Below are 19036 nucleotides of genomic sequence, written 5' to 3'. Positions count from 1 at the left end.
GACTATTAACACAACCTCTCTCTTTGGTAAGTGATGATTGCAGGCAACTCTGTAATGTTAATAGATTACGGAAAATTAGTTTTAATAAAGAAGGTTGAGTATAGATGATATATTTAGATAATAGTGCGACAACAAAACCGCACAAAGATGTCTTGGCTACATTTATGTTAGTAAATGAACAATATTACGCCAACCCTGCATCGATTCACCGTGCAGGAGTCGAGTCAAATGCTTTATTAACAAAAGCTCGTGAGCAATTGGCAAATATTCTTCATACAGACGAAAAGAATATTCTATTTACATCCGGAGGTACGGAATCGAATAATGCCGCGCTTTTTGGTCTTGCAAAATCTAGTAATTTTAGAGGCAAGCATATTATTACGACAGAAATAGAACATCCTTCGATATTGGAAGCGGTCAAGCGTTTGGAAGAGGAAGGTTATGAAATTGACTACTTGAAAGTAAACAAATATGGGGTCATTTCTTTAGAGGAATTACAGCAAAAGCTTCGCAAAGATACAATCATCGTGAGCATTATGCATGTAAACAATGAAATTGGAGCTGTTCAGCCAATTAAAGAAGCGGCACAAATCATTCATCGTGCATGCCAGGCAATGTTTCATGTTGATGCGATTCAAAGTTTCGGAAAGCTGCCAGTCTTTTTTGATGGGGAAAATGGTCCCGATGTCATTTCGATTTCAGGACATAAAATTCAAGGTTTAAAAGGGAGTGGCCTGTTGGCATTCCGTAAAAAACCTCAACTGAAAGCATTTATTGTTGGTGGTGGACAAGAGTTCGGATTAAGAAGTGGTACGGTTGCAGTACCGCAAGCTGTTTCATTGGCAAAAGCGGCCCGTTTAGCAGTAGAAGGAATGCCGGGGAATTTTGAGAACTTTAAAAAATGGTCTGCAGATCTCCATCATTTCTTTGAGCAATTTGGTCAGGAAGTATATGTCCTTTCGTCAAAAGATGGTGCACCGCATATTTTATCTTTCAGTGTTAGAGGACTTAAAGGTGAAATTTTAATAAATGCATTACAAAAACGTGATATTATCGTTTCAACATCAAGTGCATGTTCGTCAAAACAAACGAAAACAAGCCATGTTGTGGAAGCATTGAATATCGATAGTCGCTTTAAAAACGGTGTCCTTCGTTTAAGTTTAGGCGCAATTAATACTGACGAAGATATTGCTTCATTCAAAAAGCAATTTACAATCGTAATGAAAGAATTAAAAGGAGAAATAATGCAATGATTTTTAAGGAAATATTAGTTCGCTATGGTGAATTATCAACAAAAGGTCGAAACAAAAAAGATTTTATCAGCCGTTTACGCGATAATGTCCGTTATTCATTTAATGATATTGCACCACTGAAAATTCGTGCAGAGCGTGACCGTATGTTTATTGAAGTTGAAAATAAAGAGAAATTTGATGTACTGATGGATCGTTTACCACATGTTTTCGGTATTCAATCAATCAGCCCTGTCGCTTCTTGTGAAAAAGATTTGGATGTAATGAAAGCTTTAGCCTTTGAAATTTTAGAAGACTATCGTGAAAAAGGTGATTTAACGTTTAAAGTTGAAGTACATCGTACAGATAAAACATTCCCATTAAACACACATGAATTACAGCGTGAAATGGGAGCTACAATTTTACCGAATTTCCCTAACTTTAAAGTACAGGTGAAAAATCCGGATTTCGCATTGCGAATTGAAGTTCGTGAAGATGCAATCTATATGATGGCGCAAGTAATTCAAGGTGCTGGAGGAATGCCGATTGGATCAAATGGACGATCGCTGTTAATGCTTTCAGGCGGTATCGATAGTCCAGTTGCCGGTTACTTAATGATGAAACGTGGCGTTCGACTGGATGCGATTCATTTCTTCAGTCCTCCGTATACAAGCGATAATGCTTTACAGAAAGTTAAAGAGCTTGCAAATGAACTAACAAAATTCGGTGCAAATATTCGCCTGCATGTTATTCCGTTTACAGAACTGCAAGTAGCAGTAAAAGATGCAGTCCCAGACAATATGTCAATGACATCAACACGTCGTATGATGATGAAAGTAGCCGATAAAGTGCGTGAAGAAGTTGGCGCATTAGGTATTGTAACAGGTGAAAGCCTAGGACAAGTCGCTTCACAAACATTGGAAAGCCTAACTGCAATTAATGATGTGACAAAAACACCAATTTTACGTCCGCTAATTTCAGCAGATAAAAATGACATCATCAAAATTGCAAAAGATATTGGCACATACGAAACATCAATCCAGCCATTTGAGGATTGCTGTACAATATTTACACCGTCTAGTCCAAAAACAAAACCGAAATTAGAAAAAGTTCAGCGTTTTGAAAGCTTTACGGAATTCGATGAATTAATTGATCGTGCCGTTAAAAACCGCGAAGTATATCAGTTCCCTCAGAAGGAAGTAAAAGAAGATAAATTCGCGGATTTACTATAATTTTTAGAAACTGATAATGATTTCCTAATGAAACTATAATTTACCTGTGTTTTTTATGTATTAATCTTTCCTCCCGGTGCATTCTAATGTCACAAGGAGGTGAGAGACAGATGGCAAACAACAACAGCTCAAACAAATTACGTGTACCTGGTGCACAACAAGCTTTAGACCAAATGAAATACGAAATCGCACAAGAATTTGGCGTACAATTAGGTCCTGACGCATCATCTCGTGCAAACGGTTCTGTAGGTGGCGAAATTACGAAACGCCTAGTACAGATGGCAGAGCAGCAATTACGCGGCAACCAAAACCAATAATCCGTTTTTAAAAAAGGAGCGCTACTTTTAAAGTAGCGTTTCTTTTATTTTGGTAACAAATATTTTTTGTTATGCAATAAAAAGTGGCGGAATATTTTGATATTAACGAGAAGGATTATTATACTAATAAGGTAAGGCTCATTTTTTTTAACAAAGGGGAGTATTAAAAATGAATGAAAATCAATTAGTTGCACCGGAAATTTATAATATTGTGAATGAATTTGAAAAACACGATAATAAAGAATCGAAAACAGCGTTAATTTTTCAAGAAGAAAATGGACACCAAGAGCGTTATACATACGAAGAGTTACTACAAAGAGCAAATCAGGCAGCGAATGCCTTTTATGCACAAGGACTAAAAAAAGGTGATGTCATTTTAATTATGCTGCCTCGCTGTTTAGAAGCATATGTTTCTTATATTGGGGCATTAAAAGCAGGATTGGTCATTATTCCAAGTTCGGAGTTGCTGCGAGCTAAAGATATTGATTATCGACTAAATCATTCTGAGGCTAAGGCGATTATCGTGATGGAACAATTCGTAAATGAATTTGAACATGTAGAAAATTTAGCGAATGTAGAATGCTTTATTGTCGGAAAAGAAAAAGAAGGATGGACTTCATTAATGGCGCTTGCAGAGCAACAGTCAAACGAGTTCGATTCTGTTGAGACGACAGCACATGATCTTGCTTTTTTAGCCTATACATCAGGCACAACAGGAAATCCTAAAGCTGTAATGCACTCACATGGCTGGGGATATGCACATTTACGTACAACGGCTGCGGAGTGGCTTGGCGTACGTGATGGTGATACGGTATGGGCAACTGCAGCTCCAGGATGGCAAAAATGGATTTGGAGTCCGTTTCTTGCTGTATTAGGCAGTGGCGCAACAGGATTTGTATATAAAGGGAAGTTTGACCCTAAACAGTTTTTACATTTAATAGAGCAGCAACACATCAATGTGCTTTGCTGTACACCGACAGAATATCGAATGATGGCGAAGTTAGATCAGTTAAATACATTTAATTTAACTTCATTGCGCAGCGCTGTCTCGGCAGGTGAGCCATTAAACCGTGAAGTAATTGAAACGTTCGAACGTGAACATCAGTTAACTGTCCGTGATGGCTATGGCCAAACAGAAAATACATTATTGATCGGAACATTGTTAAACATGGAATTGCGTCCCGGCTCCATGGGGAAACCGACTCCGGGAAATATCATTGATTTAATCAATGAAGATGGTGAGCCTGTCCCGGCAGGTGAAGTTGGTGATATCGCAGTACACAAATCGACACCTGCACTATTTAAAGGGTATTATAAAGATCCTGAACGTACAGCGATTCAATATCGCGGGGATTGGTATGTAACAGGCGACCGAGCGATAAAGGATGAAGACGGCTATTTCTGGTTTGAAGGCCGTAATGATGACATTATTATTTCATCAGGTTATACAATTGGGCCGTTTGAAGTTGAGGATGCTTTAACGAAGCACCCTGCTGTACAGGAATGTGCTGTTGTTGCAAGTCCGGATGAAATTCGAGGTAATGTTGTAAAAGCATTTGTCGTCCTTAAAGATGTTACATTAAAAGAAAGCCCAACAATTGTAGAAGATCTGCAAAATCATGTAAAACAGCTGACAGCACCATATAAATATCCTCGAATTATAGAATTTTTAGATGAATTACCTAAAACTATTTCAGGGAAAATCCGTCGTGTTGAATTGCGTGTAAAGTAAGGGAAATACCATTGCTCGACAAATATTTCCCGGGTAATGAATAAAAGGTGGCGAAATTTGCCGCCTTTTTTTCTGCCAGTATTCATGTTTAAACCGAGCTTAATTAATAGAAATGAGGCTTCGCCATTTGATAAAACCTATAGTATGGTTGCTTAATCAAGTGGGATTATGTCAAAATCGCTGTAGGAAATGGTTTTCGATGAAACTTTTTGTAAAATAGTTTCGTACATATATTGAGGAGGCGTGAAAATGAATACAAAACGAGTTGTGGCACTCATTATTGCTGCCGTATTATTATTTTTCTCTATTGGGATCAATACGATTATTTCGATTTTCAAGACCGATTTCTTTACTAGTATCGACAATTTGATGGGTACGGAATCGCTCACATACGAAAGCGTAGTGGAAACGGGAGACTTAACGAATCGAATTGCGCATTTAACGGTAGATGGCGTAATTCAGGATGTAGGAGAACCAAGCATTTGGGAAACGGTTGATTACAACCACCAGCAGTTTATGGAACAATTGGATGCTGTACTGGAAGACGATACAATTAAAGGGGTTGTATTATCTGTAAACACTCCAGGTGGCGGTGTCATTGAATCAGAGGAAATTTACCAAAAACTATTGAAAATAAAAGAGGAAAAACAAATCCCGATTTATGTATCAATGGGATCAATGGCTGCTTCCGGAGGTTATTATATTTCAGCACCAGCAGATAAGATTTTTGCACAACGAGAAACAATTACCGGTTCAATCGGTGTGATTATGCAATCGATTAATTATGGGAAATTAGCCGAAAATTTCGGTGTCGAGTTTGAAACAATCAAATCAGGCGAACATAAAGACATGTTTGGCGGTGTACGACCTTCTACAAAAGAGGAACTTGCGATGCTGCAGGAAATGATTGATGAATCATATGAGCATTTTGTCGATATTATCGAAGCTGGGCGTAATATGTCTGAAGCGCAAGTGAAGAAAGTGGCGGATGGCCGTGTATTAGGCGGTACTCAGGCACTGCGAGCAGGGTTGGTGGATGAAATTGGAAATGAAGAAGCGACAATTAATGCATTGCGTAAAGATTTCGGATTAGAAGATGCAGCGCTGTTTGAATATACAATGGATACGTCAAGCTGGGGTTCTTTATTAGGTGTAAAACTAGGTTCTATGCTACGACCATCTGCTGAGTCTGAAGTATTGTCCAAAATTATTTCAACGACAAATTCACCTCGTATGATGTATTTATATGGTGACTACTAATAGGAGGGATTACGATGACTGACATAATCGAAGTAGTGGATGAAGCATCTGTCGTAAAGCCGCCTTCTATTAAACAAAAAACAGCCGGCTTCTGGATGCGCTTCTGGGCATTCCTGTTGGATTCAATTGTAATAAGTGCTATTATCGGCGTCTCGATTAGGCCGGTATTTGCATTGATGAATTGGAGTGTTGCCAGTGATGTGTGGTACGCGCCGATGACAATTCTTTCGGGAATTATTTTCTACGCTTATTTTGTGCTCATGACAAAATTTTTCAAGCAAACCTTAGGGAAAATGACGTTTGGTATAAAGGTTGAAAAAGATGACGGGGAAGCGCTGGATTGGATGACCGTGCTATTTCGTGAAGGGGTAGGCCGATTTATCAACGGCACATTATTATACTTGCCGTATTTAATCGTAGCCTTTTCACCGAACAATAAAAGTATTGCCGATTATTTTGCGGATACGGTCGTTGTTCATGAAAATATTTATACAAAAGATGTTTGAAAATGAATAGAAGGGGAAATAATTTACTATCGACACCTTCTAAGCAAGAGAAGAGCTGTTTTGTAAGATTCGTCTTATAAAAACAGCTCTTTTCTTTTTCTCTTCTTTATTTAATGAATATAAGCTCAGTTAGTTGCAATTGTTAAATCTTTTTTAGTAATATTAGGGAATATAAAGGAGGCGTTTAATATGGCACAAGTAACATTTAAAAACAGTCCAGTAACACTAATCGGTAATGAGGTAAAAGTTGGTGATCAAGCACCGGACTTTACAGTGGTTGCAAACGATTTATCAGAAGTAACTTTAAAAGATTCTGAAGGTAAAATTCGATTATTCTCAGTTGTTCCTTCATTGGAAACAGGTGTTTGTGATAAGCAAACTCGTACATTTAACGAAGCGGCGGCTAACTTAGGTGACAATGTTGTAATTTATACAGTGTCAATGGATTTACCATTTGCTCAAAAACGTTGGTGTGGAGCTGCGGGTATCGATAATGTTGTAACAGTATCAGACCACCGCGATGCATCATTCGGTGAAGCATATGGCGTACATATGAAAGAATTACGCCTTTTAGCACGTTCAATTTTTGTTGTTGATGAAACTGGCAAAGTTGCTTATGTGGAATATGTTCCAGAAGGTACAGACCACCCGAATTATGATGCTGCGATTGAAGCAGTAAAAGCTCTTGCAAAATAATTTCGTTTTGTACAATTTTGTTGTAAAGTAATTACATGTATAATTAACACCCACTCAATGATTAATGATTGAGTGGGTTGTTCATTTAATGGATATGTCGCAATCAGGCGAAAAATCCAAATGAATGGAATGAGGGAGTTAGTCTAATGGAAAAGTTTGAACAAATATTTAAATATATTAATGACAATGCAGAAAATATTGCAGGGCAGCAAGAGCAGGATTATTTGGAAGCTTTACTGCAAACACTGGAAGATACATTGGACGGGAAATTTGAATGGCAAGTCCAAGGTGCGACGAAGGAAGATATGCGTAAAGCGATTCAAATCGCGATTTTAAAGGGGATGCGTAAAAGTGCCCAGCCGAATCACCAAATGACACCGGATACTCTGGGGCTGATTGTAAGCCACTTTGTAGAGCAGTGCTTTGACCAGGAATTATCGGAACGGACGATTTCAATTGTTGACCCGGCACTCGGTACAGGGAATCTACTCTTTACAGTCATGAATGCATTGGAAGGAAAAGTGACAGCTTCTGGAGTGGAAGTTGATGATTTATTAATTCGACTAGCAGCAGCGACAGGAGACCTGATCCAACAACCTGTTACATTATTCCGTCAAGATGCACTGGAAAAACTATTGGTCGATCCAGTTGATGCGGTGGTTTGCGACTTACCTGTAGGATATTATCCGAATGAAGAAGTAGCACTTGACTATGAATTATGCGCGGCAGAAGGAATGAGCTACGCACACCATCTGTTTATCGAGCAATCTTTAAATTATACAAAAGAAGGTGGCTTTGGATTTTTCCTGATTCCGGCAAATTTATTTGAATCAGATCAGGCAAAACAGCTTCACCAGTATATTAAAGGACATGCATGGATTCAGGCAGTCATCCAATTGCCTGACAACCTGTTCTCATCAAAAACACATGAGAAAAGTATTTTAATTTTACAAAAGCAAAGTGAGCAGTTAAAAGCACCGCGTGAGGTTTTATTGGCAAAAGTACCGAATATGTCAAACCGTGATGCTCTCGCAATGTTCTTCGAAAAAGTAAGCATGTGGAAAGAAAGCAATAATCAGAAACGATAATAATAAATGCCATCGTCTCAAATTGAGAAGATGGCATTTTGTATGTTACTTATTTAAATCACTCTGGTGTACGGATTACTAATACGTCACATGTAGCTGAACGTACGATTGCTTCTGATACAGAACCGATCAGGAAACGTTCAACCGCATTTAAACCAGTTGCGCCACAGATAATTAAATCTGCTTCTACAACATTTGAAAGATCTTTTGTAATAATATTTTTAGGAGAGCCATATTCAATAATCAGATTAACGTTTTCAACGCCTTCTGCTTCAGCTTGCTTTTTGTAGCCGTTTAACAATTCCTCGGAATGTTGCTGAGCACGTTCAGCAATTGAACGGTCATAAGCTTCTATAGCTGCAAAAGAACGTGTATCGATAACATTTACTAGGTTGATTGTTGCACCTTCATTGCGTTTTGCAACATCGATTGATTTACGGAATGCATATTCTGCTTCTTTCGAGCCGTCTACTGCTACTACAATGCTTTTATAATGGTTTGCCATTTTCCATACCTCCTAATTATCTATAACTATATTATACCAAATAATTTTCCAAAGAACATAATTCCTGCGCCAAAAAATAGGTGAAATACAATAACTTCCATGAAATGGTCACAAAGTTTGGATTTATAGTAAAAAATATTTTTACTATTATAAAATATTTTTTTCAGCAATATATTGCCAGTTTCTATACAGGAGTAAGATATGATTAACGATTCATTATTCAGAATAGAATTTACATTCAAAATCCTCTACTAATTTGCGGGTAAAATTGGTAAAATGGATTTGATTTATGTTAATCATATTTCTAAGTGATTGTTAAAGGGAGGAATTATGTTGAAAATAGGGGTACCGAAAGAAATAAAGAACAACGAAAATCGAGTTGCGATGACACCAGCAGGGGTATTGTCATTAATCGCAAATGGTCATGAAGTATATATTGAAACAGGTGCAGGATTAGGATCTGCATTTACGGATCAGGACTATATTGACGCTGGTGCCCATATTGTACAAACAGCGGCCGAAGCATGGGCAGGAGAAATGGTTTTAAAAGTAAAAGAACCTGTACAAAGTGAATACAAGTATTTCCGTGAAGGATTAATACTATTTACGTACTTACATTTAGCTCCGGAGCCTGAATTGACTAAAGCTTTACTTGAAAATCGAGTAATCGGTATTGCCTATGAAACAGTTCAATTACCGAACGGTTCTTTACCATTATTAACACCGATGAGTGAAGTTGCAGGTAAAATGGCAACACAGATCGGCGCACATTATTTAGAAAAGCTGCCAGGCGGTAAAGGCATCTTGCTTGGTGGTGTATCAGGTGTTCCACGCAGTAAAGTAACAGTAATTGGCGGTGGTATTGCGGGAACAAATGCAGCTAAAGTAGCAGTTGGCATGGGAGCGGATGTTACGATTATCGATTTAAATCCAGAACGATTACGCCAACTTGATGATTTATTCGGTCGAGATGTTCAAACATTAATTTCAAATCCTTATAATATTGCAGATGCTGTTCGTTCTGCTGATTTAGTAATTGGCTCAGTGCTGATTCCAGGAGCGAAGGCACCAAAATTGGTTACAGAGGAAATGATTCAATCGATGTCACCTGGATCTGTTGTTGTTGATATTGCAATCGATCAAGGCGGCTGTTTTGCAACATCTGAAAAAGTAACAACACATGACAATCCTACATTTGTTAAATATGGTGTTGTCCACTATACGGTGGCAAATATGCCAGGCGCGGTTCCACGTACGTCGACAATTGCGTTAACAAACAATACAGTTCCTTATGCATTACAAATTGCGAATAAAGGCTTTTTACGTGCATGCCTGGACAACCTAGCATTAAAACGCGGCGTTAATACATTAGACGGTAAAGTTGTATACCGTGCAGTAGCAGACGCGCAAGGGCTGTCATATACAGAAGTAGAAGATGTATTAGGGGCACTGACAGGATTAAATTAATAAGCATTTTACAGCAATAATAAAATCCGCTACGATTGGCAAAACCAAACGTAGCGGATTTTTTATGTGGTCATTTTATTTAACCGAGATTAACTCAGTTGTAATATTACCTTCAAAATCGGTAATGCGGATAATACCGTGATCTTTTGCTAAGTAGATTTTCGAGCCGTTTGGATATTTTAAGACTACTACATTACGGAATGTTCCTGCTTTTGTTTTAACTGTTGCATTTGTGCTTTCAACGTAAACGGGTGTTGTTTCCGTAGTACCGTCATATAAATAATTCGTATCGGTAATTGTTGTTTTTTCTTTCATCGGGTAGCTTAATGAGAAGAAAAATATATCTGAGTAGGCAACTCCTAATGCAAGCTGCTGCTGATCTTCAATATACGTATAGCCGATATAGTCTTCTTCCAACAATTCTACCGAGTTTTCGATCGATTTATTTTTAGAAGCGGTATATGTTTTTTGTCCGCCATCTTCGAACGATGGTTTATACGTATAGCTGCGATTTACTTTTGGCATATAGCCTGTATTCGAGACAGGAGCTTTTTCCTTTACCGTTTTGTTCGGTGATGCACTATTTGAAATGGCTTCATTATTTACCTTACTTGTTTGACTCGCTTCGGCTTCCGTATTCCATTCAATTTGACTTATTGGCAATAGTGTAAGCAAAATTATAAGTAGCGTTGTAAATGACCATTTTTTCATAATGCACCACTTCCTTTCGGTTATTTTTAAGTAATTAATCTTCTATTCCTCATTTTTGCTTTTAGAAAACAAGTTAAAAATTGTAAAGTGGATAATTGGTCGAAACGCCTACCAAAATTTAAAAGCGAGCAGACCTCTGTAAAGGACTGCTCGCTATAGTATATGCAAATTTAATAGTTTCTATACAATTTACTTGTTTAATAATTTACCCCGCATTAACGAGTAGTACGCGAAAGCGTAGCGGTAAAGGGGATGAAGCCCCTACTAATCGAAGTTTAAATTTATAAAATTACAAGTTCTTTTGTGAATGATGTAAGTACTTCCACACCATCATTTGTTACAACGACATCGTCTTCGATACGAACGCCTGCAATATCCGTTTTATAAATGCCAGGTTCAATTGTAAAAACTGTTCCTTCATTTAGAACGAATTCGTTGGCGCCGTTGATCGACGGGAATTCGTGAACTGAAATACCAAGACCGTGGCCTAAACGGTGTGTAAAGTATTGGCCATAGCCTGCATCTGTAATAACATCACGGGCAATTTTATCCAAGTCCATAGCGCGGACTCCTGGTTTAACCGCCTCAATTGCTGCTTCGTTAGCACGGCGAACAGCATTATAAATTTCAATTTGCTCGTCATTTGGCTGACCGAATGCTACCGTTCGCGTAATATCCGAACAATACCCTTCGTAAATAACACCTAGGTCAAATAAGATTAAGTCGCCTTTTTTAATTTTGCGGTTTCCAGGTGTTCCATGAGGAGAAGCTGCTTTTTCTCCAGCCAATACCATTGTTTCGAAACTCATTGCATAGCCTTTTGCTTTAATCGCTGATTCGATTGTATTTAAAATTTCCATTTCTGTTACGCCTTCTGCAATTGCTTCACAGCCAACTTGAATTGCATAGTCCGCTAATTGGGCAGCTTTACGTAATTTTTCAAGTTCCACTTCATCTTTGGAAATACGAAGCGCGTTAATTTTTTCATCAATACTTACAAATTTCAATTGCTCATAACGTTCTTGAATTGCTTCTAAACGTTCAACCGTTAAATGAGATTTCTCGATAGCCAATGTGTCGAAGGCAACGTTGCGAGCCGCGACATTTTTTGCAACAACATCCCAGGCATTTTCTGTATCTTCATGTCCGACAACATCGAAGGTCCATCCTGCAGCTACTGCATCAGGCATTTCCATTTTAGGGCAAATTAAAAACGGCTCCGCGTCCTTAAATACCATAACACCAAGTAAACGTTCATGCGGCTCACTTTTAAAACCGGAAAAGTAAAAGACATTATCAGGTGTTGTAATAAAAGCAGCATCCCAACCATTTTCTTTTAAATGATTTTGTAATTGTTTTAATTTCGACATTGTATAAAACTCCTTTGTTATTCAATTAATGAATTCGCCGTATAAGCATATCAAAAAAAGGAGAATTGTGCATATTTATCGAATGATACAAGGAAGGTTATTTTAGGAGGTATGTTAAATGCAGATTTCATTTCACGGACATTCCGTCGTTAAAATTGTGACAAACGGGACAACGATTTTAATTGATCCTTTCATTAATGGAAATGGACAAACAGATTTAAAGGTTGAAAACGAAAAACCGGATGTCATTTTATTGACGCATGGACATAATGATCATGTTGGTGATACCGTACAATTAGCTAAAGCGCATGATGCACTTGTAGTTGCACCAAATGAGCTTGCAGACTATTTAGGCTGGCAAGGGTGCAAAGTACACAATATGCATATTGGTGGTGCACGCCAATTTGAATTTGGAAAAGTGAAATTTACACAGGCGTTTCATGGTTCGTCATATGTAACGGAAAACAATGAAATTATCTATACGGGAATGCCGGCCGGAATTTTATTTACGGCAGAGGGAAAAACAATTTATCATGCTGGTGATACAGCATTATTTGGAGATATGGAGTTAATTGGGAAACGTCATCCAATTGACATTGCTTTTTTACCGATTGGCGACAACTTTACGATGGGACCTGAAGATGCAGCTTATGCGGTTTCGTTATTAAAACCGAAAATTGTTGTGCCTGTCCACTACAATACATTCCCGCCGATTGAACAAAATCCGGCTGACTTTGCGAATCTTGTTGAAGACGCACAAGTACAAGTATTGCAGCCAGGGGAATATGTGAAATTCTAATTTACTGCTGACGCAATCAATTTGATAATATTTGTGCTAAAAACTCAAACTGCCCACAATATATTTTGTTGGGCAGTTTGTCTTATTTATTTGATGAGCTTTTTCTTACATTTATAAGCAATTATACGGGTATATGTATTGAAAATAGTATAATTGCGCCGTTTAAATATGGTACACTAAAGACATAAATGAATGATGAGAAATAGGTGATGTAATTGTCAACGAAACACGAGAAGATTTTACAATACATTGAATCACTACCAGTTGGCGATAAAATTTCGGTTCGTCAAATTGCAAAGGAAATGCAAGTGAGTGAAGGGACAGCTTACCGAGCGATTAAAGAAGCTGAAAACCGACGTCTTGTAAGCTCAATCGAACGTGTAGGAACGATTCGAATTGAAAAGAAAAAGAAAGAAAATATTGAACGCTTAACATTTGCTGAAATTGTAAATATTATAGATGGTCAAGTATTAGGTGGAAAATCAGGTCTCCATAAAACATTGACGAAATTTGTAATAGGTGCGATGAAGCTTGATGATATGATGCGCTATACAGATGCGGGGAGCCTGCTCATTGTCGGAAACCGTACACAGGCCCATGAATATGCATTGAAAACAGGGGCAGCAGTATTAATTACAGGCGGTTTTGATACAACAGAATCGACTAAAGACTTGGCCGACGAATTGGATTTACCGATTATTTCGACAACGTATGATACATTTACGGTGGCGACGATGATTAACCGTGCCATCTATGACCAATTGATTAAAAAAGACATTTTACTGATCGAAGATGTGTATGTTCCGATGGAAGATACAGCTGTATTAAAAAATAATGATACAATTGCCGATTTCCATAGACAGAACCGTCGTACGACACACGGGGCTTTCCCTGTAGTGACAGGTCAAAACAGACTTGTCGGTATGATTACGAGCAAGGACGTGATCGGGAAAGAAGAGTCAGAGCCTATTGATAAAGTAATGACGAAGAACCCGATTGCTGCTTCAATGAAAACAAGTGTTGCTTCAGCAGGACACCGAATGATTTGGGAAGGAATCGACTTGCTTCCTGTCATTGATGAAGAAGGGCTATTAAAAGGGGTTATCAGTCGTCAGGATGTATTGAAGGCAATTCAATTAGCACAGCGTCAGCCTCAGCATGGCGAAACGATTGATGATCTAGTGAAAAATGAAATGCGTGTCATGGGTGAAGAGGACATTGAAGTTGAATTTACTGTTACACCGCAAATGACAAATCAGTTTGGTGCGATTTCATATGGTGCCTTTACAATCCTATTATCCGAAGTCGGGGCTTTTGCATTGAAGCGTCGTAAGCGCGGGGAAGCGGTAGTTGAAAATATGAACATTTACTTCATCAAGCCCGTACAGATGGAAAGCGTATTAACAGTCCGTCCTAGAATTTTGGACATGTCTCGTAAATTCGTGAAAATGGACTTTGAAGTATACAGCGCGACAAATCTCGTTGGAAAAGCGATGATGACATTCCAGCTATTAGAACGATAAAAAAGGGTCTTGCTGAAAGTAAAACGCTTTCGACAGACCCCGCTCTTTTACCTGTTTAATTCGTATTCTTCCTTTATGTATCGGCCTTCATGCTGCATGCGTTTATAGTTATTGACACCTAAACCTGCACCAACGATAAGGAAAACAGCAGCAACGGCAAACCCTAAAATATCCGGATACAGAATCGTTGCATTAAGACCAAAGAAGATGAGAAATGCGGCAAGCGCAACTCCGGCTTTCGCAGTATACCATTTACGACGAATAGGCAGTGTCGAACGGAACTGCTTTGTTTTAAAATAGAAATAACATACGAGTGACGCTATAATACAGGCAACAAACAGAAAATTTAAATAGACCATAGTGAACCTCCTAATAGCCAAACTACTAAATATTGTAACGATTTTTAATGGAAAATGATATAGGTATTCATTATGGACGAGGAGGAAATGTTTTGAAACGTCAAATTATTGACAAAATTAAACAGTATAAAACAATTATTTTGCATCGCCATGTACGACCGGATCCAGATGCATACGGTTCACAAATAGGTTTGGCTGAGTTAATTCGCACAAATTATCCCGAAAAAGTGGTATACACGGTCGGTGAGCATGACGACTCATTATCTTTCATGGCTTCTCCGCAGCAAATTGAAGATGCGCAGTTTGAAAAGGCACTGATTATTGTGACAGACACAGCGAATACAGAACGTATTGATGATCAGCGCTATGTAAATGGCGACTTTCTAATTAAAATCGACCACCATCCAAATGATGATGCATATGGCGATTTATTATGGGTGGATACGGATGCCAGTTCATGCAGTGAGATGATTTATGAGCTCTATGAAGAAGGCAAAACGTATGCGGATTGGAAAATGTCAGATGAAGCGGCACGCCTGTTATTTTCGGGAATTGTCGGTGATACAGGGCGGTTCTTATATCCGAGTGCGAGCCCGAAAACTTTTGAAACAGCAGGACAACTTGTACAATATAATTTCGACCGTAACGAAGTATTTGATGGAATGTACGAAATGGAACGCAAACTATTAAATCTTCAAGGTTATATATACCAGCATTTTGAAATGGATGAAGACGGGGCGGCCTCGATAAAATTACCTAAAGCTATTTTACAGCAATATGATGCTACACCTTCCGAAACCTCTCTATTAGTCAGCTCATTGGGCAATGTAAAGAATATCCGAGCATGGGTGATGTTCATTGAAGACAATGATGCGATTCGCGTTCGTTTACGTTCGAAAGGTCCTGTTATCAACGGGCTTGCGAAAAAGTATAATGGTGGCGGACATCCATTGGCGTCCGGTGCTACAGCTTACTCTTGGGAAGAGGCAGATCGAGTAATTGAAGATTTGAAAGTCATTTGCAGTGAATATAAATAATATGATGGAGGGATGACGGGTGACTGTATATCCGCAAGTACGGACAAGTGCCGATTTATTGAAAAGTACAATTCGTATAGAAGAGCTCATCCCTTTTTTACATCATCAAAAGGCAAAAAGCTGTGCAATTGTTAATACGAAATTGTACGGACTTTTGCCTTTTTGGTTTGAAATGAAAAGGGCAGGTATTCATCCGGTAGTAGGCTTGACAATTCAGCTTGAATTGACAGAAGAACAATCATTACCGCTTGTTTTATATGCAAAAACAAATGAAGGATATCGTAATTTATTGAAAATTTCCAGCAGTATCGCCATTCGTCCGGAGCAAACGATTCCGTTACGATGGCTGCTTGCATATGGCAAAGGAATTGCTTTTATGATTCCCGCGCTCGAACAGCAGGCAATATGGTTACAGCAAATGGCAGAGCCAGTATTGGCAGAATTCATGAAGGCTTATCCAGATGAAGTGTATATCGGGATTTCCCGTTTATCCGACACAGCTAGTTTGGAGAGTTCGGCAGTCCAGCTCGCTGAAAAAAATGCACTCCCAATTGTTGCTACACATGAAAGTCTGTTTTTTAATGAAGAGGACTTCTTTGCCTATGAAGTGGCACAGGCCATTCATACCGGTGTAAAACTGAATGATGCTGTTCAGAGTAATAAACAGGAAAATCATTTACTGACAGCCGAACAATGGCAGCAAAAATTTCATGATCAGCAACAATGGCTCGTACAATTGGAAAATTTATTATTAAGCTGTCAAATTGAACTAAACACAAATAATGTTTATATGCCGAAGTTTCCGGTTGGAAAAGGGGAGACGGCGGAAAACTTGCTGCAGCAGCAAGTAATGACTGGTTTACAGCGACGTTTAAATACGAATACATTGCCTGGTCATTATGTTGAACGGATGAACTATGAGCTTCATGTTATTCAGTCGATGGGCTACTCAGATTATTTTCTGATTGTTGCCGACTTTATGCAGTTTGCTCGTGAAGCCCAAATACTAACAGGTCCTGGCCGTGGTTCTTCCGCATCTTCACTTGTTGCATTTGCACTCGAGATTACACAGGTAGATCCATTGCAATACGATTTGCTGTTTGAACGTTTTTTAAATCCGGAACGTATTACATTGCCGGATATCGATATCGACTTTTTAGATACGAGACGGCATGAAGTCATTCAGTATGTGGCGAAAAAATACGGCAAACAATATGTCGCGCAAATTATTACGTTCGGTACATTATCAGCCAAGGCGGTTGCCCGAGATGTAGCTCGTATGTTCAATTTTGAAAGTGAAGCATTGGAAATGATTTCAAAGCTTATTCCAAATAAACCTGGCATTACATTGAAGGAAGCATATGCAATGTCGGAAAACTTGAGAGCATGGATTACAGCGGAGCCTATCCGTCAAAAGTGGTTTCAAACATCTCTGCGATTGGAAGGTCTTCCAAGGAATGCGTCAACACACGCAGCGGGGGTTGTATTGAGTCCTGTTCCATTAGTCGATGTAGTGCCAATTGAAGAAGGACATGACGGGATATTTTTAACACAGTGGCCTATGCAAGAAGTGGAGCAAAACGGGCTGTTGAAAATTGACTTTTTAGGGCTCCGAAATTTAACGATTTTAGAGCAAATCCGGAAATCGATTCAGTTTACCCATAATAAACAAATTAATTTTAATCACATTCCGCTCAATGATGAAAAAACATTTGAGCTTTTACAAAATGGCGACACTAATGGCATTTTCCAGCTTGAGTCGGACGGTATGAAAAATGCACTACGTGAAATTAAACCAACCCACTTTTTAGATATTGTTGCGGTCAATGCATTGTATCGACCGGGCCCAATGGAATTTATCCCGATGTACGCAAGAAGAAAGCATAAAAAAGAGCAGGTAATTATGCCTCATCCGCATTTAACACCGATTTTGGAAGAGACATACGGCGTTATTATTTATCAGGAACAAATTATGCGAATTGCAAATGTGATGGCTGGCTTTTCTTTTGGACAGGCTGATTTGCTGCGTCGTGCTGTGAGTAAAAAGAAACGTGACGTGTTGGAGCAGCAGCGAGCTTCTTTCGTAAAAGGAGCCTTAACAAAAGGCTATACACAGCAGGCAGCCGAAGAAGTATATGCATTAATTGTACGTTTTGCTGATTATGGTTTCCCGAAAAGCCATGCCGTTGCCTATAGTGTTATTTCTTATCAAATGGCGTACTTAAAAGCCAATTATCCTGTGAATTTTTATGCTGCCCTTTTGACAAATGCAACAGGCAACCCGGACAAGCTTGCTCAAATTTTAATGGAGGCAAAAGCAAAGGGAATCGAAATTTTACCACCATCGATTAATCGAAGTATGCGTCACTTTAAAGTGGAAAGCGGGAAAATCCGATTTAGTTTGTCAGCCATTAGAGGTGTACCGCAGCCTTTTATGCAAAAACTGTTACTTGCACGTGAAGAAAGACAAAAGCCGTTTGATTCTATTTTTGATTTGGCGGTGACGTTGACGACAGCAAATTTCAACAGGAAAATTATCGAACCGCTCATTAAAGCAGGTGCACTTGATGAATTCGGGAAAGATCGTGCCACACTACTTGCCACTATTGAAGGCGCGCAAAAACAGGCTGATTTTGTACGTCCAGGCGGGGATGACTTGTTTGAAGGGGCATTACTGGCATTTGGCAAACCGAAATATAGTGAAACATCGCCAATACCGGAAAAAATTAAGCTGCAATACGAAAAGGATGTGCTCGGTTTTTATTTATCGGACCATCCAATTGTAAAATTACGAAGTCAATTCCCTGAAGTAACTGCAACTGTTCAAACATTGGCGCAACTTAAAGACAATGCATTTGTAAAAATGATCGGTCAAGTCAGGGAAATGCGCCAGCTCCGCACAAAGCGCGGTGAATTGATGGCATTTGTACAAATGGAAGATGAGTATGGAACAGTATCCTTAACCTTGTTCCCGAAAGAATATGAACAAGTTGTCGGGAAAATCCGAGAAGAAGGATTGCTTTATATAGAGGGCTTTTACGAGCACCGATTTAATAAACAACAAATAAAAGTTAAACAGATTATTATAAAATAAATAGCAATAAAGAGCGCTTTCTAATAGCTTTAGAGGCGCTCTTTTTATATGGGTTCAGCTAAATTTATCGAAAAAACGGAAATCTAGTTATATATTCGCAAATTTTATTAT

General features: G+C 38.7%; 17 protein-coding genes. 13 read left to right on the top strand and 4 right to left on the bottom strand.

Features of this window, described 5'->3' with window-relative positions:
- Positions 1-104: 104 nt before the first annotated feature.
- From MHH37_RS14770 to MHH37_RS14735, 8 genes are all read left to right on the top strand, one after another.
- Positions 105-1253: a cysteine desulfurase family protein gene (locus tag MHH37_RS14770; RefSeq protein ID WP_342573628.1), complete on the top strand. Its 1149-nt coding sequence runs from the start codon at positions 105-107 to the stop codon at positions 1251-1253.
- Positions 1250-2461: a tRNA uracil 4-sulfurtransferase ThiI gene (gene thiI / locus MHH37_RS14765; RefSeq protein ID WP_342573627.1), complete on the top strand. Its 1212-nt coding sequence runs from the start codon at positions 1250-1252 to the stop codon at positions 2459-2461. The genes MHH37_RS14770 and thiI overlap by 4 nt, the downstream gene beginning before the upstream one ends.
- 110 nt (positions 2462-2571) lie before the next feature.
- The gene (locus MHH37_RS14760; protein ID WP_008407794.1) at positions 2572-2778 is read left to right on the top strand and encodes an alpha/beta-type small acid-soluble spore protein; all 207 of its coding nucleotides are present in this window, start codon (positions 2572-2574) and stop codon (positions 2776-2778) included.
- A 169-nt stretch (positions 2779-2947) separates the two neighbouring features.
- Positions 2948-4510 carry an acyl--CoA ligase gene (locus MHH37_RS14755; protein WP_014823104.1) on the top strand — a complete coding sequence of 521 codons (1563 nt, stop codon included), beginning with the start codon at positions 2948-2950 and terminating at the stop codon, positions 4508-4510.
- A gap of 249 nt (positions 4511-4759) precedes the next feature.
- Positions 4760-5770, top strand: a complete 1011-nt coding sequence (sppA, locus tag MHH37_RS14750) for a signal peptide peptidase SppA (protein WP_342573626.1) — start codon at positions 4760-4762, stop codon at positions 5768-5770.
- 14 nt (positions 5771-5784) lie between these two features.
- A complete protein-coding gene (locus tag MHH37_RS14745; protein WP_339262734.1) occupies positions 5785-6276 on the top strand; it encodes an RDD family protein in 492 nt (163 codons plus the stop codon).
- A gap of 189 nt (positions 6277-6465) precedes the next feature.
- Entirely contained in the window at positions 6466-6972 is a 507-nt protein-coding gene (gene tpx, locus MHH37_RS14740; RefSeq protein ID WP_014823107.1) for a thiol peroxidase, read from the top strand.
- 146 nt (positions 6973-7118) lie between these two features.
- On the top strand, positions 7119-8060 hold the full coding sequence (locus MHH37_RS14735; protein WP_342573625.1) for a class I SAM-dependent methyltransferase: 942 nt from the start codon (positions 7119-7121) through the stop codon (positions 8058-8060).
- Between the two features lie 58 nt (positions 8061-8118).
- Here MHH37_RS14735 and MHH37_RS14730 read toward each other — a convergent pair whose 3' ends face one another.
- Entirely contained in the window at positions 8119-8565 is a 447-nt protein-coding gene (locus tag MHH37_RS14730; RefSeq protein ID WP_008407782.1) for a universal stress protein, read from the bottom strand.
- A gap of 333 nt (positions 8566-8898) precedes the next feature.
- Between MHH37_RS14730 and ald the strand changes: the two genes are divergently transcribed.
- Positions 8899-10032, top strand: a complete 1134-nt coding sequence (ald, locus tag MHH37_RS14725; RefSeq protein ID WP_342576271.1) for an alanine dehydrogenase — start codon at positions 8899-8901, stop codon at positions 10030-10032.
- Positions 10033-10107: 75 nt separating this feature from the next.
- Here the strand turns inward: ald and MHH37_RS14720 are convergent, their stop codons facing one another.
- Together MHH37_RS14720 and MHH37_RS14715 are read right to left on the bottom strand one after the other, a co-directional pair.
- Positions 10108-10743: a 5,10-methylene tetrahydromethanopterin reductase gene (locus MHH37_RS14720; protein ID WP_342573624.1), complete on the bottom strand. Its 636-nt coding sequence runs from the start codon at positions 10741-10743 to the stop codon at positions 10108-10110.
- Positions 10744-11024: 281 nt separating this feature from the next.
- A complete protein-coding gene (locus MHH37_RS14715) occupies positions 11025-12113 on the bottom strand; it encodes a Xaa-Pro peptidase family protein (RefSeq protein ID WP_342573623.1) in 1089 nt (362 codons plus the stop codon).
- A gap of 118 nt (positions 12114-12231) precedes the next feature.
- On the opposite strand from MHH37_RS14715, the gene MHH37_RS14710 reads away from it, so the two are divergent.
- Entirely contained in the window at positions 12232-12912 is a 681-nt protein-coding gene (locus MHH37_RS14710) for a metal-dependent hydrolase (RefSeq protein WP_014823112.1), read from the top strand.
- Positions 12913-13127: 215 nt separating this feature from the next.
- Positions 13128-14435 carry a DRTGG domain-containing protein gene (locus MHH37_RS14705; protein ID WP_008407772.1) on the top strand — a complete coding sequence of 436 codons (1308 nt, stop codon included), beginning with the start codon at positions 13128-13130 and terminating at the stop codon, positions 14433-14435.
- 47 nt (positions 14436-14482) lie between these two features.
- Here the strand turns inward: MHH37_RS14705 and MHH37_RS14700 are convergent, their stop codons facing one another.
- Entirely contained in the window at positions 14483-14794 is a 312-nt protein-coding gene (locus MHH37_RS14700) for a YtpI family protein (RefSeq protein ID WP_014823113.1), read from the bottom strand.
- Positions 14795-14886: 92 nt separating this feature from the next.
- Between MHH37_RS14700 and MHH37_RS14695 the strand changes: the two genes are divergently transcribed.
- Together MHH37_RS14695 and dnaE are read left to right on the top strand one after the other, a co-directional pair.
- Complete coding sequence (locus MHH37_RS14695; RefSeq protein ID WP_014823114.1) at positions 14887-15831, top strand: bifunctional oligoribonuclease/PAP phosphatase NrnA; 945 nt, start codon at positions 14887-14889, stop codon at positions 15829-15831.
- A 19-nt stretch (positions 15832-15850) separates the two neighbouring features.
- Positions 15851-18925, top strand: coding sequence for a DNA polymerase III subunit alpha (gene dnaE / locus MHH37_RS14690; protein WP_342573622.1), 3075 nt, complete (start codon positions 15851-15853; stop codon positions 18923-18925).
- Positions 18926-19036: the final 111 nt, after the last annotated feature.

This window comes from Solibacillus sp. FSL K6-1781, assembly GCF_038630735.1.
Classification (GTDB): domain Bacteria; phylum Bacillota; class Bacilli; order Bacillales_A; family Planococcaceae; genus Solibacillus; species Solibacillus silvestris.
The sequence above is the reverse complement of the archived record's forward strand: the minus strand, read 5'-3'. Positions and strand labels throughout refer to the sequence as shown.